This is a genomic window from Sphaerisporangium melleum (genome assembly GCF_014646695.1).
GTDB classification, from domain to species: domain Bacteria; phylum Actinomycetota; class Actinomycetes; order Streptosporangiales; family Streptosporangiaceae; genus Sphaerisporangium; species Sphaerisporangium melleum.
Genome location: NZ_BMNT01000026.1, coordinates 22,495 through 41,780, shown reverse-complemented (window position 1 = coordinate 41,780; position 19,286 = coordinate 22,495). Strand labels below are relative to the sequence as shown.

The window sequence follows — 19,286 nt, the reverse complement described above, 5'->3', positions numbered from 1 at the left end:
GGTGCAGGAGAAGGCCGAACGGGCCGCGGCCGACCGCATCTTCGGGCTGCTGCCGGCCGACCAGACCACCGCCCTGCGCGCCCTGTGGGAGGAGTTCGAGGCGCGGGCCACGCCCGAGGCCAGGTTCGCCAAGGCGCTCGACCGGCTCGCGCCGCTGATGGCCAACCACCACTGCGAGGGCGGCGCCTGGGTCCGGCACGGGATCACGGCGGACCAGGTGATGGGGAACATCGAGATCATCCGGGAGGGTTCGCCGGCGCTGGCCGACTACGCGACGCGGATCGTCGAGGTGTCGGTGGCCCGCGGCCACCTGGCCCGCGGCCACGCGTAGCCGCCTCCCGCGGTGTTCTCCTTGGCTCAAGGGGGGTAGGGCCCCCTAGAGCGAGAGGGGGCGAAAAGTGGAGGAAACCTCGAAGTCGATCAACTCCAGACGTCGCACGCTCCGGGAGTCACTGGGCCTCGCGCGTGTGTCGCTGCCGGTCGGGGTCACCGACCGCGTCGAGCACATGAAGGGTCTCGACCGCGTCATCATCCCGCTGGCCAAGTTCGTCCGCGGCAGACTGCCGCTCGGCAGTCCCGTGCGGGACCTCCTGCACGGGGTGCCCACGGGTCACCCCCTCCACCCCCCGCTGGCGACCGTGAGCCTCGGCTGCTTCACCGCCACCGCCGTCCTCGACGTGATGGACGTGGATCCGCGGGCCTCGCAGGCCGTCCTGGCCACCGGCATCGTCACGGCGCTCCCGGCCGCCGCCGCGGGCATCACCGACTGGTCGGTCCTGCACCTGGAGCAGCAGCGGGTCGGGCTCATCCATACGCTGGCCAACGTGACGGGCCTCGGCCTGTACGCCGGGTCGTTCCTGCTGCGGCTGTCCGGCAGGCACCGCGCGGCGCGGGCACTGGCGTTCGCCGGGCTCGGCGCCGTGGGCATCGGCGGCAACCTCGGCGGGCACCTGGCCTACCGCATGGCCGCCGGGCCGAGCCACGCCGAGCAGACCACCCACCTGGTGCCGCTCGGCTGGCACGACCTGTGCCGGCTGTGGGACCTGCCCGACGGCCGCCCGGTGACCCGGCGCCTGGGGTACATCCACCTGTTCGTGCTGCGCCACGGCACCACCGTGAAGGTCCTCGCCGACCGCTGCTCGCATCTGGCCGGGCCGCTGCACCAGGGGCGCCTGGTCCTGGACGGCGACGAGGCGTGCGTGGTGTGCCCCTGGCACGGCAGCACGTTCCGGCTGGAGGACGGCGGGGTCGTCCACGGCCCGGCGACGGCCCCGCAGCCGTCGTTCGAGGTGAACGTCCGGGGCGACGGCATCGTTCAGGTGCGTCCGCGCCAGGTCGCCTGAGCCTCCCGCCCGTCCCCGCGTACGGTGCGGGGTGGGCCGGGTGGCGTCAGTCCTTCTCGCGGTCGGCGGCCGGGTGCTCGACGAGCGCCAGGATGCGGCTGGACATGAACCGGGCGGTACGCACCGGCGTGCCGCTCCTGGTCACCTCGCTGACCTCGACGAGCCCTCTGCGGGTGGCCACGTCGACGCGCCGGCCGGCCTTCGTCGCGATGACTTCGTAGGTGCGCGGCGTGCCGCCCGCGTCTATGACGATCTCGACCCGGTCACCCTTCATGTCCAGGTAAATACCCACGAGATGGTCAGCCGTACACCAGTTTGACGATCGCGATGATTCCCACGACGACGATCAGCGCGCGCAGCACCCGCACCGGAAGCCTCCGGCCGACGCGCGCCCCGAGGAACCCGCCGAGCAGCGAACCCAGCGCCACCAGCAGCGCCACCTGCCAGTTCACCGGAGCGATCACCGAGAACACGATCGCCGCGGTCGCGTTCACCAGCAGCGACAGCATGTTCTTCGCCGCGTTGACCCGCTGCAGATCGTCATCGAGAAAGATGCCCAGCAGGCCGATCAGCACCACGCCCTGCGCCGCGCCGAAGTAGCCGCCGTAGACGCCCGCGCCGAACACCCCGAGCCACAGCGAAGGCCCGCCGTGCGGAGGCGATGTGCCCTGCCGCTTGGTGAGCCAGGCGTTCAGCTTCGGCTGGACCACGACCAGCACGCAGGCCAGCGCCACCAGCACCGGAACGATCACCCGGAAGGCGCGCGCCGGCAACTGGAGCAGCAGCAGAGCGCCCAGCAGGGCGCCGAGCACCGAGGCGACGCCGAGCCGCATCAGCCGCTGCCGCTGGCCGGTCAGCTCCCGCCGGTAGCCGAGCACGCCGCTCACCCCACCGGCCACCAGGCCGACGTTGTTGGACACGTTCGCCACGATCGGCGGATATCCCAGTGCCAGCAATGTCGGGAAGGTGATCAGCGAACCCGAGCCGACGACGGCGTTGATGGCTCCCGCCGCGACCCCCGCCAGCAGGACCGCCACGACCTCCCACGCTGTCACGACGCCACCCTCCGTACCACTGCGCCCGATCGTAGGCGGCAACGCTACCCGCCTCGCGCAGGGGCCCCGCCACCCGGTCCGAGCGGCAGGGACCCCGACGCGGACACGGTGCAGCCACCAAGCCGATGGTGGGGGCCGGGCTCCTAGGCCTGTCGGGGCTCCCTGGCCTCTTCCTTGGCCGGGGTGAACAGCCCGCCCAGGCTCTCCAGCGCCTTACCCATCTCGGAGGGGACGATCCACACCTTGTTCGCGTCGCCCTTGGCGATTTCGGGCAGCGTCTGGAGGTACTGGTAGGCGAGGAGCCGCTGGTCGGGATTGCCCTCGTGGATGGCGCGGAACACCATCGCGATGGCGTCCGCCTGGCCCTTGGCCCGCATGGCCTGGGCCTCGGCGTCGGCCTGGGCGCGCAGCACGGCGGCCTCCGCCTCGCCCCGCGCCTTGAGCACGGCCGCCTGGCGCTCGCCCTCGGCGGTGAGGATCGCCGACTGCTTCTGCCCCTCGGCGGACAGGATGGAGGCGCGCTTGTCACGGTCGGCGCGCATCTGCTTCTCCATCGAGTCCTGGATGGAGGCGGGCGGGTCGATGGCCTTGAGCTCGACCCGGTTGACCCGGATGCCCCACTTGCCGGTGGCCTCGTCCAGCACCCCGCGCAGCTCGGAGTTGATGTCCTCCCGGGAGGTCAGCGTGCGCTCGAGATCCATGCCGCCGACGACGTTGCGCAGCGTGGTGACGGTGAGCTGCTCGACGCCGGTCAGGAAGTTGGCGATCTCGTAGGTGGCGGCCTCGGGGTCGGTCACCTGGAAGTAGATGACCGTGTCGATGGAGACGACCAGGTTGTCGGAGGTGATCACCGGTTGGGGCGGGAAGGAGACCACCTGCTCACGCAGGTCGACCATGGTCTTCACCCGGTCGACGAACGGCACCACGATGCTCAGGCCGGGGCCGAGGGTGCGGTGATAGCGCCCCAGGCGCTCGATGATGAACGCCTGAGCCTGGGGGACGACCCGGACGGTGCGGTACAACGCGAACCCGGCGATGGCTACGACGATCACGGTGACGGCAAGCTGAGTCATGGCCAACTCCGACCGCTGGAAATGATGAGCCCCGGCCCGGAATGATATTTGGTTTTCCCTTTACAGGTCCGTGAATCAGGCAAGGCGCTTCATACCGATCAGAACCGGCCGGCACCCCGAACGCGAACGGCCGGCCCGCGCGGTCCGCCCGCCCCGCTGATCAGCCCGGCAGCGCGCGGGCGTACCAGCGTCCGTCCATGCTGCGTTCGAGGCTGAGCGGCACGCCGAAGGTGCGGGAGAGGTTGTCGGCGGTCATGACGTACTCGATCGGCCCCTGGGCCACCACCGAGCCGTGCCGGAGCAGCAGTACGTGGGTGAACCCCGCGGGCACCTCCTCCACGTGGTGGGTGACCAGCACCATCGTCGGAGCGGCCGCGTCGTGGGCCAGCGCGGACAGCCGGCGCACGAGGTCCTCCCGGCCGCCGAGGTCGAGACCCGCCGCGGGCTCGTCCAGCAGCAGCAGCTCGGGGTCGGGCATGAGCGCCCGGGCGATCTGCACCCGCTTGCGCTCGCCCTCCGACAGGGTGCCGAACTTCCGCCTGATCAGATGCGCGGCGCCGAGCTGGTCGATGAGCTCGACGGCCCTGGTGACGTCGGCCGAGTCGTACTCCTCGTTCCACCGGCCGAGGATGGCGTAGGAGGCGGTGAGCACCAGGTCGATGACCTTCTCCTCCAGCGGCACCCGCTCGGCGAGCGCGGCGCTGGCCAGGCCGATGCGCGGCCGCAGGTCGAACACGTCGGTCTGGCCGAGCCGCTCACCGAGGATCTCGACCGAGCCTTCGCTCGGGAAGAGCAGGGCCGCGGCGACCTGCAGCAGGGTGGTCTTCCCCGCGCCGTTCGCCCCGATGATCACCCAGCGCTCGTCCTCCTCGACGGTCCAGTCGATGCCCCGCAGCAGGGCCGCGCCATCTCGTCGGACGGCGACGTCCTGGAGCCGAAGCACCTGACCACCCATCCCGGATACCTCCTACATGATCGTCCGGGACGTCCCGTGAGTGGGCCGCCCCGGCTGCTCCCGGGCGGGTCGCCCCGTCCGGTGTCCCTCGGGACCAAACCTATTCCAGCATCAGCGCATATCGTGGTGCGGGTGCACCCCGATTCACCGATCTCCGCCACCTTGGTCGCATGGGGCAACGCCTGGCTTGCCGGACATGCCGGCCTGGACGAGGCCGTCGACCGGCTGGAGCACGCCGCGGGGCCACAGGTCGTCTCGAGCGAGGTGACCGAGGTCCCCCTGCGCCGGTTCCTCGCCGACCTCCGGGCGGAGGGCGTCAGCGCCCTGCGCCTGTCCCTGCCCGCGGCCGGCGACCCGCTCGGCCTGACCGGGCCACCGCCGTTCACCATGGCCGCCGTCGACGCCGGGCAGGCCGTCACCATCGTGCTCCCTGGCCGGTGCCTGGGCCTGGTCCCCGCGCCCGACCGGCGCGGCTCGTCGTACTCCGGTGTGCGCTGGAGCGCGATGCCCGCCGATTGCACCCCGCCGGACGTCCCCGGCCTCGCCGAGGCCGAGCACGCCCTGACCACCGCCATGCGCGCGGCCACCGACGCGCTGTCGAGGGCCGAGGGGCCCGGCCCGGGGCACCCCGCGCTCAGGGCCACCGACGACGGTCTCGCCCCCGGATACCCCGCGCGGGCCCACCGGGTCGCGGCCCTCACCGCGCGGCTGGCCTCGGTGCTGCGCCTGGCCGACGAGCGCGGGCTGACCTCGGGCCAGATCGCCGTACGCGGCCAGGCGCTGCGCGACCTCGACCGCGCCGTCCGCCGGGCCCGTGTCGCGGCGCACAACGCCATCCACGAGACCCGCGACGCCCAGGCCCGCCCCTGACCCGCCCCTGGAGTGCAGCGCCGGCCCCAGCCCCGGCGGCCGGTGGTTCTCCACCTGGAGCAAGGTCACGCCAGGCCGTGACGAACCGCGTAGAGCGCCGCCTGCGTGCGGTCCTGCACGCCGAGCTTCATCAGGACGTTCGAGACGTGCGTCTTGACGGTCTTCTCCGCGACGACCAGGTGCCGGGCGATCTCCCGGTTGGACCGCCCTGACGCGATCAGCACCAGCACCTCGCGTTCCCGCTCGGTGAGCAGGGCGATCTGGCCCGTGGCGGCCCGCCGGACGTGGGCGCCGGCCGGTGCGGACGGGTCCGCCGGGCCGGTCAGCACGGCCTCGGCCGCCTCCGGGGCGAGCACGACCTGCCCGCCGTACACCGAGCGGATCGCCTGGACGAGCGCCTCGGGCTCCACGTCCTTGTAGAGGAAGCCCGCCGCGCCCGAGCGCATCGCGGGCGCCACGTCCTCCCTGTCGCTCACCGAGGTCAGCACGAGCACCCTCGTCTTGGACGCGGACATCTCCCGCAGCGCGCCGAGCCCGTCGAGCACGGGCATCCGCAGGTCGAGCAGCACCACGTCGGGGTCGAGCGAGGCGGCGAGGGCCACCGCCTCGGCGCCGTCCGCGGCCTCCCCCACGACCCGCAGGTCGTCCTGCAGGTCCAGGAACGTGCGCAGCCCCTGCCGCACGACAGGGTGGTCGTCGGCGATCAGCACCCGGATCACGGCCGTCCCCCGCTCCGTACTAGGGGTGTCCGTGCCGGCGAGGCCCAGGCTCGCGGGGCCGCCGGTCACGCGGGCACCTCCAGGCTGACGGTCGTCCCCGCGCCGGGACTCGACCGCAGCGTCAACGACCCGCCGGTCGCCTCGGCCCGCTCTCGCATCGACACCAGGCCGAGCCCCCGGGAGGGCGGGGCATCGGCGGGGAACCCCCGCCCGTCGTCCCTGACGTCCAGCCTGACGCCCGTCCCCCCGGCCGTCAGGCGCAGGTGGATGGCCGAGGCGTCCGCGTGCCGCAGGGCGTTGTGCAGCGCTTCCTGGGCGACCCGCAGGACGGTCACCTCGGTCTCGGGCTGCAGGTCACCGAGGGGGCCGGCGTCGAAGGTGATCGACACCGGGTGGAGGCGGTCGAGCACGGCCACCTGCTTGCGCAGCGTCTCGGCCAGCCCGTGCCGGTCCAGGTCGGCCGGACGCAGCTCGACGATCACGGCGCGCAGCTCGGCCAGCGCCTCCCCCGCCAGCCCCCGCACCCGGTCGAGCTCCGCCCTGGCACGCGGCGGGTCGGTCTCGACCAGCGCGGCCGCGGCCTGCGCGGTGAGCCGCAGGGAGAAGAGCTTCTGCGTCACCGCGTCGTGCAGTTCCCGGGCCACCCGCGTGCGCTCCTCGACGACCGTCAGCTCCCGGTTGCGCTCGTACAGCCGCGCGTTGGTCAGCGCGATGGCCGCGTGGGCGGCGAAGAGCGTGAGCAGCTCCTCGTCGTGCCGGGTGAACCCGCCGGGCGAGCGTTTGTTGGCCAGGAAGATGATGCCGAGCACCTGGTCGCCGTCGCGGATGGGCACCCCGAGGAAGTCCTTGAGCACCGGGTGGGCGCTCGGCCACCACTCGAACCGCGGGTCGCGGCGGATGTCGGGCAGGCGCACCGGCGTGGCGTCCCCGAGCATCGCGGCCAGCATGCCGTGCTGGCGGGGCAGCGGGCCGATGGCCTCCCACTGCCGGTCGCTGAGGCCCTCGGCGACGAACTCGGCGAATGAGCCGTCGTCGTCCGGCACGCCGAGCGCCGCGTACCGGGCGTCGAGCAGCCGGCCGGCCGAACGCACGATGACCTGCAGCACCTCACGCACCGACAGGTGCCGGGTGACCGCGAGCACCGCCGAGCTGACGGCGTGCAGGACCGCGTCCGGCCGGCCGTCCTCGCCCGCGGCGGCCGGATCTCCGGAGGTCGGTCGCGTCGTCACGCCCACACTGTAAGCGTGAGGGCGCCGCCGCGGCTCGGCCGGTGGTCCTAGGGCCATCAGCCTGCGCCAGGACCGGTCCGCGGGCCGATGCCCGGACGGGCGCCGCCTTCCTACGGTCGGCGTCATGACACAGAACCCGCGATCCACGACCGCTCAGGAAACCCGCCAAGACCTCGGCGGGACGGCCGCCCGCGCTGCCTCCCCGGGCCGGGAGCCGCCTGCCGCGCTGATCACCGGTGCCTCACGCGGGCTCGGCCGCGCGCTGGCCCGCGCCCTGGCCGCCGACGGCTGGCGGCTGATCATCACGGCCCGGGGCGCCGCCGGCCTGACCGAGGCCGCCCGGGAGACCGGCGCGGAAGCCGTGCCCGGCGACGTGGCCGACCCGGCCCACCGCGAGCGGCTGGCCGAGGCGGCGCACCGGCTCGGCGGCCTGGACCTGCTGGTCAACAACGCCTCCACGCTCGGCGCCGTCCCGCTGCCCCCGCTCGGGGCCTACCCGCTGGACGCGCTCTCCGGTGCTCTCGCGGTCAACGTGGTCGCTCCCCTGGCATTGGTCCAGGCGACTCTTCGCGGGCTGCGCGAGCGCCGGGGCGCGGTGCTCAACATCTCCTCGGACGCGGCGGTCGGCACCTACGAGGGCTGGGGTGGATACGGCCTGACCAAGGCGGCGCTCGACCACCTGTCCGCCGTGCTGGCCGTGGAGGAGCCGGACATCGCGGTGTGGTCGGTCGATCCGGGCGAGATGCGCACCCGCATGCTGGCGGACGCGCTCGGCGAGCAGGAGGCGTCCCAGGCGGCGGACCCCGCCACCGTGGCGGCGTTCCTGGTCGACCTGGTCAAGCGGCGGCCCGGCAGCGGGCGGGTGATCCGGTGATCGCCTTCGACCTGCCGGCGGTGCGCGAGGCGCACGAGCCGCCCGAGGCGCGCGGCCTGGCCCGGGACGACGTCCGCCTGATGGTGAGCGCGACCGGCACCGGGGCGATCTCCCACCACGCCTTCACCGACCTGCCCTCGCTGTTGCGCGCCGGTGACGTGCTGGTGGTCAACGACTCGGCGACGCTGCCCGCCGCCGTCGCGCTGGACCGGCTCGCCGTCCACTTCTCGACCGAGCGCGAGGACGGCTCCTGGCTGGTGGAGCTGCGGCGCCGCACCGAGGGCACGACCCGGCCCTACTCCGGCGGGGAGCCGGGCGAGTGGCTGCCGCTGCCCGGCGGCGCCACGCTGCGGCTGCTGGAGCGCGAGACGCCCCGGTTGTGGCGGGCGAGGCTCGACCGCGACGTGCCCGCCTACCTTTCCGCGTACGGTGCGCCCATCCGGTACTCCTACGTGGGAGGCGAGTGGCCGCTGTCGTCCTACCAGACGGTCTTCGCGCTGCGTCCCGGAAGCGCCGAGATGCCGAGCGCCGGACGGCCGTTCAGCCACCGGCTGGTCACCGCCCTGGCCGCCCGGGGCATCGTGATCGCGCCGATCACCCTGCACACCGGCGTGGCCTCGCCGGAGAAGGACGAGCCGCCCTACCCCGAGCGCTTCGCCGTTCCGGAGCCGACGGCCCGCCTGGTCGGCCAGGCGGCGGGGCGGGTCATCGCCGTGGGGACCACGGTGGTGCGCGCCCTGGAGACCGCGGTGGGCGACGACGGCGTGGTGCGCGCCGCCGAGGGGTGGACGTCGCGTGTCGTCACTCCGGCGGACGGGGTGCGCGCCGTGGACGGGCTGATCACCGGTCTGCACGAACCCCGCTCCAGCCACCTGATGATGCTGTCGGCCATCGCCGGTACGGATCTACTGGCGCGATCGTACGAAGAGGCGTTACACGAAGGTTATCTCTGGCACGAATTCGGTGACCTGCACATGATCATCTGATATCAATTTCGCATAAATCGCCGCAAATCAGCGTTTTACCCCGTTGACTCGATACCGGATCGGCATCGCGCCGCCTCACCGCACGTGACGCGGCGCGATGCCGATCCGTCGTCCAGTCACCTCTACGGGAGTTCATCCATGCGCCGGCACCTCTCCGCACTTGCCGCACTCACTCTCGCCGGGTCCCTGGCGGGCGCCTCGCTCGCCGGTCCCGCGACGGCGGACTCCGCGGCGGCCACGGCCGCCACCGCCTCCGCGAGCGCGACGCGGGTCGCGGCCGCTCCGCAGTCCCCCCTGGCCATGAAGGTCAGCTGGAACAAGGTCGTGCGCCGCGGCGGCGCGATCACCTACACCATCAAGAGCACCAACAAGGGCGAGTGGCCGACCGACCTCGCGGGCATCTTCGGGGCCCTGCCCAAGGGGGCCAGCAAGGCCCGCGTCGTGGGCAAGGCGTCGTCGTCGCTGTGCGGCATCGACCGCAAGGAGCTGTTCTGCATCTTCGACACCCTCAAGCCGAACCGCTCGACCACGGTCACCGTGCGGGTATGGCTGAAGAACAGCGTCAAGGGCGCCGTCGCCTCGCAGTTCGGGACCTACTCCATCGACGTCCCGCCGGGGGTCGACGTCACCAACGAGGACGAGCTGGAGCGTCTCGACCTGCAGAACGAGATCAAGTGGAAGTCGTACAGGACGAAGATCGTTCGCTGATCCGCGCCCGGTCTCCGAGGCCGGCCCTGCCCACGGGCTGACCTTGCCCGGGCTCGACGACCCGCGCCGGACGGCCGCCCCCGCCGTCCGGCGCCTTCCGCACCACTGCGTGATGTCCGTTCCGTGGGTCGACCGCTTCATCCCTCGCTAAATCCCGCTTAGACCCTAAATCGGGATAAGAGGCACATAAGTCGACCAACCGCAGTGGATCATGATAGAAACGCTGGGCTTGATCAGCGAACCCATGGTTCCGCCACCGGGATGGGAACGTTCCCGTCCCGGTGGAGCCGCTTCCGGGGCAGATCGCCGCACCCGCGTTCCCCTCCTTTCCCGACCATCTGGAGACGTGCATGCGCCACTCCTTCGGCAGGCTCGCGACCACGCTCGTGACCGCCCCGCTCGCGGGCGCCCTGCTGTTCACCGCCACCCCGGCCTCCGCCGCCCCCGCGGCGGGCACCGCCACCGAGAGCGCGGCCACGACCGCCGCCGACAAGCCGTACTCGTCCTTCGCCGTCACCGTGACCGGCCCCAAGAAGGTCAAGCGCGGCGGGACGCTCGTCTACCGCATCAAGGCCGTCAACAAGGGCCCCTACACCGCCGACTCCTACTACCTCGGCGGCCTGCTGCCCAAGGGCCGGACCGGCACCGTCTACTACGACGCCCCCAAGGGCACCGAGTGCGACTTCTACCCCGACGGCTTCTGGTGCTGGTCGCCCTACGAGCTGGAGGAGGGCGAGAGCGACTGGCTGACCATCGAGGTCAAGCTCAAGAAGAGCGTCAAGGGCAGCGTCAGCGCCAAGCTTGGCGTCAACACCTTCGACCTGCCGACCGGCGCCGAGGACCTGAACCGCAGCGAGCTCGCCCGGCTCGACGTCAAGGACTGGTACTTCACCAAGACGGTCAAGACCAAGGTCGGCTGACCCGGCCCGCACGCGGCGCACCGTCGGGCCCGTGATGGCCCCCACCCGTACGCGCCCGGAGCGCCGGACCGGACTCCGGGCGTGTGCCGGCGGGCTCACTGCGGGTGCCGTGCCGCCTCACCCGCGCGGGGCGCTACGCGGCGACGGGGAGATGCGCGTACCGCGGTTCGTCCTCCAGCACCACGGCCTGGGCGAGGCCGGCGAGCGCGCGCCTGGTGACGCCGCCTTCGTGCGGAACATCCGGGAACACGGTCACCTCGGCGACGAGCCCCTTCGCCGAGACCACCCGGACCAGTGAGGCGATCAGCGTGTCGTCCCCGACGAAGGCGGCGGCGGTCGCGGGCTCCCCCGCGCCGTCGCGGTAGCGCAGTGCCACCGGCGTGACCGGCGCGGAGGCGTCGATCGCGGCCTGGAACACCGCCCGGCGGAACGGGCCCACGCTCCGCCCGCACCAGGTGGTGCCCTCGGGGAACGCCACGACGGACCGTCCGGCGCGCAGCGCGTCCGCCACCTCCCGCACGGTCGCGGGCAGCGTCGACATCCGCTCCCGGTCGATGAAGATCGCGCCGGAACCGGCCACGAGAGAGCGGACGAGCGGCCATCGGGCGATCTCGCTCTTGGCCAGGGCCAGGCACGGCGCCGTGGCGGCCACCACCATCGGGTCCAGCCACGAGATGTGGTTGGCGACGATGAGCGCCCCCCGGCCGCCGGGCACGGCCACCGCCGCCACGGCGCCGCCGGGCACGGGCGGCCTGCGCCGCACCACCACGCGGACACCGAGGGCGCGCAGGAAGGCGCGGGCCCAGAGCATGGTCAGCACGTCGGGCCGCCCCCACCCGGTCAGGCGCGCGACCAGGGCACAGGGCAGCCCCGCCAGCACCACCAGGACGGCCCCGGCCAGGCGCGCCGTACGGAGCGGCGTTCCCGCGCGGTCGGCGGCGGGCGAGACGCAGCTCTCCACCGAGCACGGCGCCACCGGCACCCAGCCGCTCATTCCGCCACTCCCAGGAAGTGCCGCAGGTAACGGGTGTCGACGTTGGCCAGCGAGAGCAGCACGAAGAAGTCGGCCGTCCCGAATTCCGGATCGTGTGCCGGCGCGCCGCACACCCAGGCCCCGAGCCGCAGGTAGCCCCGCAGCAGCGACGGCACCACCAGGCGGTCCGGACGCGCCACGCCCTCGCCCGTCCAGGGGTTGCGCGGCGTCACGCGGTAACGCTCCGGGCCGAGGCCGACCTGGTCCAGCACACCCGCCGCCGTCGTCCCCCCGTCCGCGAGCGGCACCGAGCAGCACCCGCCGAGCCAGGTGAAACCGCCGGCGACCATGTACCGGGCGATTCCCGCCCACATGAGGCCGATGACCGCGCCGCCGCGGTGGTCCGGATGGACGCAGGTGCGCCCCACCTCGACCAGGCCGCCGCGGATGCCGCGGAGCGCGGACAGGTCGAACTCGCCCTCGGAGTACAGCCGGTCGGAGCGCCCCGGCGCGAGCATCCGGTAGGTGCCCACCACCTCGTCCCCCGAGCGCACCAGCAGGTGATCGCAGTAGGCGTCCAGCCGGTCCACGTCCAGCCCGGAGACCGGGGAGTCGAGCCGGGCGCCCATCTCCCCGGCGAACACCTCGTGGCGCAGCCGCTGGGCCGCCCGCAGGTCGGCGGCGTCGCGGGCCAGCTCGACGGTGTAGCGTCCGCGGGAGTCGGACAGCGGGCCGTTCCCGAGGTCGAGACGGGGATGGATCGGCGAACCCGCCCACCCGGCGCCCGCCGCCGTACGGGACGGGGCCGAGGCGGTGAGCGGGCGGGACGCGGCCGGAGCGCCGGACGCCGTGACGACGCTGATCGCGCCGGCCGGGACGGGGCCGCCCTGGGGTCCGGCCCCGTTCGGGATGAGCTGCGCCGGGGAGGCCGCCTGGCGGGTGGCGGGCACGGCATCGGACCGGACGAAGGGGTCGCCGGTGCTTCCGGGATGAACCTGACGGGCGGGAGCCTCGGTCATGGCATGTCTCCTCTTCTTGCCCACCCATCAAGACATGGTGAGATGGCCATCTCCCGTCCGTATGGTGAACCGCTTGCACGCGCACTCTGAGCGGTCGGTAGCGTTGTCCGCGATGAAGCAGCGCACGCTTTTGATCACGCTGACCGGTCCGGACCGACCAGGGGTGACCTCCCGGTTGTTCACCGTGCTGGCCTCCTTTCCCGTGACCGTCGCCGACGTCGAACAGGTCGTCATCCGCGGCCGGCTGGTGCTCGGCGTCCTGGTCGCCTACGCGGGCGGCCCGCCGACCGGCACCGGCGGCACCCTCGGCGCCATGTGGGCCGCCGTGGAACGCGTCGCCGAGGACCTCGGCATGGAGGTCGAGCTCACCACCGGCACCGACTCCAAGGAGAAGCGGCGCCGCGGACGGCTGCACGTCACCGTTCTCGGCAACCCGCTCCAGCCGGCCGCCCTGGCCGGCATCGCGGGCCGCATCGCGGCGGCCGGCGCCAACATCGACCGCATCGAACGCCTCGCGCACTCGCCGGTCACCTGCATCGAGATGGCCATCTCGGGGGGCGACCCCGACGCGATGCGCACCGCGCTGACCGCCGAGGCCGTGCTCCAGCAGGTGGACGTCGCCGTGCAGCGCTCCGGCCTGCACCGCAGGGCCAAGCGGCTGATCGTCATGGACGTCGACTCGACGCTGATCCAGGGCGAGGTCATCGAGCTGCTGGCCGCGCACGCCGGCTGCATGGACGAGGTCGAGAAGATCACTACGGCGGCGATGCGCGGCGAGCTGGACTTCGCCGCCTCGCTGCGCGAGCGCGTCGCCCTGCTCGAAGGGCTGCCCGAGGAGGTCTTCGAGCAGGTCCGCGGCGAGGTCGTGCTCACCCCCGGCGCCCGCACGCTGGTGCGCACGCTCAAGCGGCTCGACTACCGCTTCGCGATCGTCAGCGGCGGCTTCACCCAGATCACCGACTCGCTGGTCGCCGAGCTGGGCATCGACTACTCCGCCGCCAACACCCTGGAGGTCGCGGACGGCAAGCTCACCGGCCGGGTGGTCGGCGAGATCGTCGACCGTCCCGGCAAGGCCCGGGCACTCGAACGGTTCGCCGCGCAGGCGAACATCCCGATCAGCCAGACCGTGGCCATCGGCGACGGCGCCAACGACCTCGACATGATCGCGGCGGCCGGGCTCGGCATCGCGTTCAACGCCAAGCCGGTGCTGCGGCAGGCGGCCGACGCGGCGGTGAACGTGCCGTACCTGGACGCCATCGTGTACCTCCTCGGCATCTCCCGCGATGAGGTCGAGGCCGCCGACGCCGAGGACGGCCTCCTGCCGCTCCCCCCCGACTGACCGCGCGCGATCGGCCGGCCCGCTGGGGCCGGCCGATCGGTCGTTCAGGCTCGCCCTGCCGTCAGTGGTCCTTGGGGGTCCAGCGTCCGACCAGTCGCCCGTCACCGGGCCCCAGCTCGGCCCACGGGCTGGTCTCCAGCACGCTGAATGCTCCGGGCGGGTACCCTTCGTCCTCGCGCGACAGCGTGAGGTTCAGCACCAGCTCGTGGACGCCGGGATTGTGCCCGACCAGGAGCAGCGTGGAGATCCCGCCGTCGGTACGCCCGATCAGTTCGAGCAGCTCGTCCGGATAAGCCTCGTAGATCTCGCTCTCGAAGTGGATCGGCGCATCGGAACCGAGACCGGCGAGCGCCAGCTCGGCCGTGCGCCGCGTCCGGACCGACGGCGAGCACAGCACCAGCTCCGGAGCCAGCCCGAGCTGTTTGAGCCTCTCTCCGGCCCGCTCCGCGTCCCGCTCACCGCGGTCGGTGAGCGGACGTTCCCGGTCGGCCAGCCCGGGCAGATCTGCCGCCTTGGCATGTCTCAGGACGATGAGCGTGTTCACTCCCATAACTATCCCATCACGCGCGTACGGCTACCGCCCATCTCGGGCGGTAGCCGTACGTACCTAGAGCGGACCGCTCGTCAGCTCGACACCTTCTCCGGCTCGATCTCCTCGGCCGGCATGCCCCCCGAGGGGGCGATGCTCGTCGAACGCCGCTTGGAGACGACGATCGCGCCGACGACGATCGCGACCGCGACCACCGTGACGCCGACGCGCAGAACCGCGTTGTCGGCGTAGGTCACGACGGCCGGGGCGATGAGCAGGGCCACGAGGTTCATGACCTTGATCAGCGGGTTGATGGCGGGACCCGCGGTGTCCTTGAACGGGTCGCCCACCGTGTCGCCGATGACCGTGGCCTCGTGGGCCTGCGAGCCCTTGCCACCGTGGTGGCCGTCCTCCACGAGCTTCTTGGCGTTGTCCCAGGCGCCGCCCGAGTTGGCCAGGAAGACCGCCATCAGCGTGCCCGCGGCGATCGCGCCCGCGAGGTAGGCGCCCAGCGGCGCGTACCCGAGGGCGAAACCGACCGCGATCGGCGTCATGACGGCCAGCAGGCCGGGCGTGGCCAGCTCGCGCAGCGAGTCACGGGTGCAGATGTCCACGACCCGGCCGTAGTCGGGCAGCTCCTCCCCGGTCATGATGCCGGGCTTGGTACGGAACTGCTCGCGGACCTCGAAGACGACCCGTCCGGCCGCGCGGCCCACCGCGCTGATGGCGAGGCCGGAGAACAGGAACACGACCGCGGCGCCGATGATCAGGCCGACCAGCACGTTCGGCGAGTCGACGCTGAGGCTGAACGTGCTGAACGAGCCCAGCGCGTCCTTGACCCCGGCCCCGGCCGCCGCCAGCTGCCCCTCGACCGCCGTACGGAACGAGCCGAACAGCGCGGTGGCGGCGAGCACGGCCGTCGCGATCGCGATGCCCTTGGTGATCGCCTTGGTGGTGTTGCCGACCGCGTCGAGAGAGGTCAGGATGCCCGCGCCCTCGCCCTCGACGTCCCCGGACATCTCGGCGATGCCCTGGGCGTTGTCGGAGACCGGGCCGAAGGTGTCCATGGACACGATCACGCCGACGGTGGTGAGCAGGCCGGTGCCGGCCAGCGCCACCGCGAACAGCGCCACGGTCACGTTGCCGAAGCCCAGCAGGAACGCGCCGTACACCGCGCCGCCGATGAGCAGCGCCGAGTAGACCGCCGACTCCAGGCCGACGGAGATGCCGGACAGGATGACGGTGGCCGGGCCGGTGAGCGAGCTCTCGCCGATCTCCCTGACCGGGCGGCGGTTGGTCTCGGTGAAGTACCCCGTGAGCACCTGGATCGCGCTGGCCAGCACCAGGCCGACCAGGACGGCGCCGATGGCGATCAGCCGCGGGTCGGAGCTCAGGCCGGCGATGGCCGGGCTGACCCCGGAGAGCTCCGAGAAGGAGCTCGGCAGGTAGGCGAAGGCCGCCACGGCCACCAGGACGGCCGAGATCGCCGCCGAGATGAAGAAGCCGCGGTTGATGGCCGCCATGCCGTTGCGGTCGCCCGCCCGGGGCGCGGTGGTGAAGATGCCGATGATCGCGGTGAGCACACCGATCATCGGCACGATGAGCGGGAAGACCAGACCCTCGGTACCGAAGGCCGCCCTGCCCAGGATGAGGCTGGCGACCAGCATGACCGCGTACGACTCGAACAGGTCGGCCGCCATGCCGGCGCAGTCGCCGACGTTGTCGCCCACGTTGTCGGCGATGGTGGCGGCGTTGCGCGGGTCATCCTCGGGGATGCCCTGCTCCACCTTGCCGACCAGGTCGGCGCCGACGTCGGCGGCCTTGGTGAAGATGCCGCCGCCGACTCGCATGAACATCGCCAGGAGCGCCGCGCCGAATCCGAAGCCCTCAAGAACGCTCGGAGCGTCGCCCTTGTAGACGAACACGACGATCGCCGCGCCCAGCAGGCCGAGCCCGACGGTGAACATGCCGGCCACGCCTCCGGTACGGAAGGCGATGCGCATCGCGCGCTTCTCGCCCTCCTCACGGGCGGCGGCCGCCACGCGCACATTGCCCCGCACGGCCAGCCACATGCCCATGAAACCGGTCAGCGCGGAGAATGCCGCTCCGACCACGAAGAAGACCGAGCGGCCGATGGCCACGCCGGTCGACTCCGAAGGGAGAAGGAGCAGCAGGAAAGGAATGAGCACGACGAACAGCGCGAGCGTTCTGAACTGCCGCGTGAGATAGGCGGCGGCGCCCTGCTGAACCGCACGCGCGATGTTCTGCATGCGCTCGGTACCTTGGCCGGCGTTAAGGACCTCACGTACGAGTCCACCGGCGACGGCGAGCGCGAGCAACGCCACTGCGGCCACCACGATCACGATGGTGAGATGGGAGCCGCTAAGGGATACCGCTGCGGTGTCGTCAGCGGCTAGATAGAGCCTAGACATCCGTCCTCCTCGGCCAGACGGGTAGGTCCGTGCCCAGACCGCGCAGCGAGTCAGTCGGGGGGGCGGCGCGCATCCGAGCTGGAATGGCAGTGCCGCTTCCGGTAACGTCCGCAGACCTTCCCGCAGGGCGACGTCGATCTGCGGGGACAAAACCTTGGCCGGTGCCGGGAGTCTACGCAGGCACCGGCCAGATATGAAGCCTCTTGGCCCGGCCAATTAGGGACCAGTCCAGTAAGCTGCGCGGCTTTGCCCAGCAACAACGCGGTTTTCCCTGTGTCAGATCGAACGGGGACCGGATTACGGACAGGCGTTCATTGCCCAATTATTATGTCCGCAAAACCTTCACTGACGTGCGGGAACGCCGTGGCGGTCTCACGGGCGCGCCGGAAGGACCGATCCGGCCGCGACACGGACCGCATCCAGGCGGCCACGGACCGTACCCGCGCCGCCGACCCTCAGCGTGGCCGGGCACGCCTCGTGGCCAGGAAGCCGGTGTTGTCCCCTCGGAGTCGGCCTGCGGGGCCGGCGACAGCGCCCTCACGGCCTCGCAGGCCGCCTATGGTCCCTGCCGAACGCCACCGCTCCGCCCCTTCACCGCAGCGTGTGTAAGGCCGCCCGCGCATCAGCGTGCCGGGAGCCTCGCCCTCGCCTGCTCGGCCTAGGCGACCTGCGCCCGCGCGATGGCCGCGGCCTGCTTGGCCTCGGTGTGCGCGCGGCGGGCCATCTCGGCCTCGGCCCGGGAGGCGTCACGCTCAGCGGCGGCGACCGTAGCCGGATGGAGCCGTGCCGGTCGGATCGGCCTTGCGGTGCCGCGGCGAGGGCCAAGGGCGCGGGCGGAGAAGCCGGAGCGGACGGCGGTCGCGTCCACGAAGGTGGTGGAGGAGTTTCCGCTGATGGTCAGCGTGGCGCCGTGAAACGGGACGGCCATCGCGTGGTCCCGCGAGTTGCCAGACCAAGATCGAAGGAGAAAGGCGATGGCCGTGGATGACCGGGTGGAGCCCGGTGACCGGCGCAGCAGGGCGATCCGGATCCGTTGCGATCCATGGTGAACGCCATGGCCGAGACGTTGATGCCGGCCAAGGCCGACGGCCTGTGCGGCGCCGGCCACGGCACCCGCGGCAGCGAGCGGACCGACCGGCGTAACGGCTACCGGACCCGCGAGTTGGACACCCATGATCGACGCACTCGCCGAGGAGAGGTGCTGATCACGCGGATCATGACGCGCTTGCGTGTGGCCTTCTCCGGCGACCTCACGTCCTCGTGGGACATCGTGACGCCGCCGAGCAAGCGGGCGGAGGGAAGGCCGGCAACGCTGGGAAAGGGCGGCCGGCGGGCCGCCTGAGGCGAGAACCTCAGGTGGCCGCTTTGCTACGCAGGAGTGGACTCGATCGCCGTATCAGACGGCCCTGATTCCGCTGGCGGCCGCCGGCCAGCTCATCCTGATGCGCAACCCCTTGGCACTCGGATACACCTCGACGTCGTCGGCCAGGGCCGCGATGACGGCGATGCCGAACCCGGACATCAGCGTGTCGGCGGGAAGCAGGCTGGCCAGCTCTGTGCCGTTGACGGCGACCGGCAGCTCGTCCTCGTCCTTGTAAGCCTGTTCGAGATCGTCGCTCGGTGCCGAGTCGGTCACAGTGACCTCGAAGCGCCCTGAGTCGTCGCACAGCTCGATGCGGATCGGCTCGCCCGGGCAGTGGACGCGGTGCGCCTCCACTGCCCGGGAACAGGCCTCGCCCACAGCGAGCCGCACCTCGTCCAGCAGGGCCTCCGCGACCCCGGTGCGGCGCGCGATGGCCGTGGCGACCAGCCGCGCGGTGCGCACATGAGCCGGAAGTGCACTGAACGTCAGCTCGACGGTGGCCATGACTACTTGTCTCGGCCGTGAGCTTCCTTGGCCTCTTCGACCGAGGCGTAAATCCCGAAGACCTTGGTCAGACCGGTGATCCGGAAGATCTTCAGGATGCGCTCCTGCGTGCAGACGAGCTCCAGGGAGCCGTCGTGCGCCCGAACGCGCTTGAGCCCGCCGACCAGGACACCGAGTCCGGTGGAGTCCAGGAAGTCCACCTTCTCCATGTTGACGAGGAGGTGGAAGTTGCCCTTGTTGACCAGGTCGATCAGCAGCTCACGCAGCCTCGGCGCGGTATAGACGTCGATCTCACCCTCGACTTCCACGATGGTGAGTCGGTCTTCGGTGTGGTGGTCCAACTTCAGATCCACAGATCCTCCAGCGCCTTGCCTGCTGAGTCCACGACGAGGGGT

Annotated in this window: 21 protein-coding genes and 1 pseudogene; 9 read left to right on the top strand and 13 right to left on the bottom strand. The window is 72.0% G+C overall.

Annotated elements, in window-relative coordinates; all coding sequences use genetic code 11:
* Both IEY93_RS38490 and IEY93_RS22715 read left to right on the top strand, forming a co-directional pair.
* On the top strand, positions 1 to 331 hold a 331-nt coding region (locus tag IEY93_RS38490), incomplete at its 5' end, for an HD domain-containing protein (protein WP_229691373.1).
* Between the two features lie 67 nt (positions 332 to 398).
* Complete coding sequence (locus IEY93_RS22715) at positions 399 to 1,343, top strand: Rieske (2Fe-2S) protein (protein WP_229691372.1); 945 nt, start codon at positions 399 to 401, stop codon at positions 1,341 to 1,343.
* 46 nt (positions 1,344 to 1,389) lie between these two features.
* On the opposite strand, the gene IEY93_RS22710 is transcribed toward IEY93_RS22715, so the two are convergent.
* The 4 genes from IEY93_RS22710 to IEY93_RS22695 all read right to left on the bottom strand — a co-directional run bounded on the left by IEY93_RS22710 (position 1,390) and on the right by IEY93_RS22695 (position 4,426).
* Positions 1,390 to 1,617 carry a DUF8836 family protein gene (locus IEY93_RS22710; RefSeq protein ID WP_189165133.1) on the bottom strand — a complete coding sequence of 76 codons (228 nt, stop codon included), beginning with the start codon at positions 1,615 to 1,617 and terminating at the stop codon, positions 1,390 to 1,392.
* 25 nt (positions 1,618 to 1,642) lie between these two features.
* Positions 1,643 to 2,398 carry a sulfite exporter TauE/SafE family protein gene (locus IEY93_RS22705; protein WP_189165132.1) on the bottom strand — a complete coding sequence of 252 codons (756 nt, stop codon included), beginning with the start codon at positions 2,396 to 2,398 and terminating at the stop codon, positions 1,643 to 1,645.
* A 143-nt stretch (positions 2,399 to 2,541) separates the two neighbouring features.
* A complete protein-coding gene (locus tag IEY93_RS22700) occupies positions 2,542 to 3,471 on the bottom strand; it encodes an SPFH domain-containing protein (protein WP_189165131.1) in 930 nt (309 codons plus the stop codon).
* Between the two features lie 160 nt (positions 3,472 to 3,631).
* Positions 3,632 to 4,426 (bottom strand): ABC transporter ATP-binding protein, encoded by a 795-nt coding sequence (locus IEY93_RS22695; protein ID WP_189165130.1) that lies wholly within the window; start codon positions 4,424 to 4,426, stop codon positions 3,632 to 3,634.
* Positions 4,427 to 4,558: 132 nt separating this feature from the next.
* Between IEY93_RS22695 and IEY93_RS22690 the strand changes: the two genes are divergently transcribed.
* Complete coding sequence (locus IEY93_RS22690) at positions 4,559 to 5,296, top strand: Rv1486c family protein (RefSeq protein WP_189165129.1); 738 nt, start codon at positions 4,559 to 4,561, stop codon at positions 5,294 to 5,296.
* A 65-nt stretch (positions 5,297 to 5,361) separates the two neighbouring features.
* Here the strand turns inward: IEY93_RS22690 and IEY93_RS22685 are convergent, their stop codons facing one another.
* Complete coding sequence (locus tag IEY93_RS22685) at positions 5,362 to 6,015, bottom strand: response regulator (protein WP_275412033.1); 654 nt, start codon at positions 6,013 to 6,015, stop codon at positions 5,362 to 5,364.
* 65 nt (positions 6,016 to 6,080) lie between these two features.
* Positions 6,081 to 7,244, bottom strand: a complete 1,164-nt coding sequence (locus IEY93_RS22680; RefSeq protein WP_229691371.1) for a GAF domain-containing sensor histidine kinase — start codon at positions 7,242 to 7,244, stop codon at positions 6,081 to 6,083.
* A gap of 124 nt (positions 7,245 to 7,368) precedes the next feature.
* On the opposite strand from IEY93_RS22680, the gene IEY93_RS22675 reads away from it, so the two are divergent.
* From IEY93_RS22675 to IEY93_RS22660, 4 genes are all read left to right on the top strand, one after another.
* Complete coding sequence (locus tag IEY93_RS22675) at positions 7,369 to 8,118, top strand: SDR family NAD(P)-dependent oxidoreductase (RefSeq protein WP_189165127.1); 750 nt, start codon at positions 7,369 to 7,371, stop codon at positions 8,116 to 8,118.
* On the top strand, positions 8,115 to 9,104 hold the full coding sequence (locus IEY93_RS22670; protein WP_189165126.1) for an S-adenosylmethionine:tRNA ribosyltransferase-isomerase: 990 nt from the start codon (positions 8,115 to 8,117) through the stop codon (positions 9,102 to 9,104). Before IEY93_RS22675 ends, IEY93_RS22670 begins: the two co-directional genes overlap by 4 nt.
* Before the next feature lie 138 nt (positions 9,105 to 9,242).
* Entirely contained in the window at positions 9,243 to 9,812 is a 570-nt protein-coding gene (locus tag IEY93_RS22665) for a hypothetical protein (protein WP_189165125.1), read from the top strand.
* 281 nt (positions 9,813 to 10,093) lie between these two features.
* Positions 10,094 to 10,732 (top strand): DUF11 domain-containing protein, encoded by a 639-nt coding sequence (locus tag IEY93_RS22660; RefSeq protein ID WP_189165124.1) that lies wholly within the window; start codon positions 10,094 to 10,096, stop codon positions 10,730 to 10,732.
* 133 nt (positions 10,733 to 10,865) lie between these two features.
* Here the strand turns inward: IEY93_RS22660 and IEY93_RS22655 are convergent, their stop codons facing one another.
* Entirely contained in the window at positions 10,866 to 11,726 is an 861-nt protein-coding gene (locus IEY93_RS22655) for a lysophospholipid acyltransferase family protein (RefSeq protein WP_189165123.1), read from the bottom strand.
* Complete coding sequence (locus tag IEY93_RS22650) at positions 11,723 to 12,724, bottom strand: GNAT family N-acetyltransferase (RefSeq protein ID WP_189165122.1); 1,002 nt, start codon at positions 12,722 to 12,724, stop codon at positions 11,723 to 11,725. Before IEY93_RS22650 ends, IEY93_RS22655 begins: the two co-directional genes overlap by 4 nt.
* Before the next feature lie 112 nt (positions 12,725 to 12,836).
* Here IEY93_RS22650 and serB point away from each other — a divergent pair, with 112 nt between their 5' ends.
* Positions 12,837 to 14,063: a phosphoserine phosphatase SerB gene (gene serB / locus IEY93_RS22645; RefSeq protein ID WP_189165121.1), complete on the top strand. Its 1,227-nt coding sequence runs from the start codon at positions 12,837 to 12,839 to the stop codon at positions 14,061 to 14,063.
* A 61-nt stretch (positions 14,064 to 14,124) separates the two neighbouring features.
* On the opposite strand, the gene IEY93_RS22640 is transcribed toward serB, so the two are convergent.
* From IEY93_RS22640 to IEY93_RS22630, 3 genes are all read right to left on the bottom strand, one after another.
* Positions 14,125 to 14,607: a SixA phosphatase family protein gene (locus IEY93_RS22640; protein WP_229691370.1), complete on the bottom strand. Its 483-nt coding sequence runs from the start codon at positions 14,605 to 14,607 to the stop codon at positions 14,125 to 14,127.
* 80 nt (positions 14,608 to 14,687) lie between these two features.
* A complete protein-coding gene (locus IEY93_RS22635; protein ID WP_189165119.1) occupies positions 14,688 to 17,024 on the bottom strand; it encodes a sodium-translocating pyrophosphatase in 2,337 nt (778 codons plus the stop codon).
* A 658-nt stretch (positions 17,025 to 17,682) separates the two neighbouring features.
* Positions 17,683 to 17,952 carry a hypothetical protein gene (locus IEY93_RS22630; protein WP_189165118.1) on the bottom strand — a complete coding sequence of 90 codons (270 nt, stop codon included), beginning with the start codon at positions 17,950 to 17,952 and terminating at the stop codon, positions 17,683 to 17,685.
* A gap of 96 nt (positions 17,953 to 18,048) precedes the next feature.
* Here IEY93_RS22630 and IEY93_RS39785 point away from each other — a divergent pair.
* Positions 18,049 to 18,366: pseudogene (locus IEY93_RS39785) on the top strand (transposase); the annotation flags it as partial.
* Between the two features lie 54 nt (positions 18,367 to 18,420).
* On the opposite strand, the gene IEY93_RS22620 reads toward IEY93_RS39785, so the two are convergent.
* Both IEY93_RS22620 and IEY93_RS22615 read right to left on the bottom strand, forming a co-directional pair.
* A complete protein-coding gene (locus IEY93_RS22620; RefSeq protein WP_189165116.1) occupies positions 18,421 to 18,891 on the bottom strand; it encodes an ATP-binding protein in 471 nt (156 codons plus the stop codon).
* A 2-nt stretch (positions 18,892 to 18,893) separates the two neighbouring features.
* The gene (locus IEY93_RS22615) at positions 18,894 to 19,244 is read right to left on the bottom strand and encodes an STAS domain-containing protein (RefSeq protein WP_114029683.1); all 351 of its coding nucleotides are present in this window, start codon (positions 19,242 to 19,244) and stop codon (positions 18,894 to 18,896) included.
* Between the last annotated feature and the right edge of the window lie 42 nt (positions 19,245 to 19,286).

Excerpts from the sequence above, each read along its gene's own strand:
- IEY93_RS22710 (WP_189165133.1), bottom strand. The coding sequence starts at position 1,617 with ATGAAGGGTGACCGGGTCGAGATCGTCATAGACGCGGGCGGCACGCCG.
- IEY93_RS22700 (WP_189165131.1), bottom strand. The coding sequence starts at position 3,471 with ATGACTCAGCTTGCCGTCACCGTGATCGTCGTAGCCATCGCCGGGTTC.
- IEY93_RS22695 (WP_189165130.1), bottom strand. The coding sequence starts at position 4,426 with ATGGGTGGTCAGGTGCTTCGGCTCCAGGACGTCGCCGTCCGACGAGAT.
- IEY93_RS22675 (WP_189165127.1), top strand. The coding sequence starts at position 7,369 with ATGACACAGAACCCGCGATCCACGACCGCTCAGGAAACCCGCCAAGAC.
- IEY93_RS22665 (WP_189165125.1), top strand. The coding sequence starts at position 9,243 with ATGCGCCGGCACCTCTCCGCACTTGCCGCACTCACTCTCGCCGGGTCC.
- IEY93_RS22655 (WP_189165123.1), bottom strand. The coding sequence starts at position 11,726 with ATGAGCGGCTGGGTGCCGGTGGCGCCGTGCTCGGTGGAGAGCTGCGTC.
- IEY93_RS22650 (WP_189165122.1), bottom strand. The coding sequence starts at position 12,724 with ATGACCGAGGCTCCCGCCCGTCAGGTTCATCCCGGAAGCACCGGCGAC.
- serB (WP_189165121.1), top strand. The coding sequence starts at position 12,837 with ATGAAGCAGCGCACGCTTTTGATCACGCTGACCGGTCCGGACCGACCA.
- IEY93_RS22635 (WP_189165119.1), bottom strand. The coding sequence starts at position 17,024 with ATGTCTAGGCTCTATCTAGCCGCTGACGACACCGCAGCGGTATCCCTT.
- IEY93_RS22630 (WP_189165118.1), bottom strand. The coding sequence starts at position 17,952 with ATGGCCGTCCCGTTTCACGGCGCCACGCTGACCATCAGCGGAAACTCC.
- IEY93_RS22620 (WP_189165116.1), bottom strand. The coding sequence starts at position 18,891 with ATGGCCACCGTCGAGCTGACGTTCAGTGCACTTCCGGCTCATGTGCGC.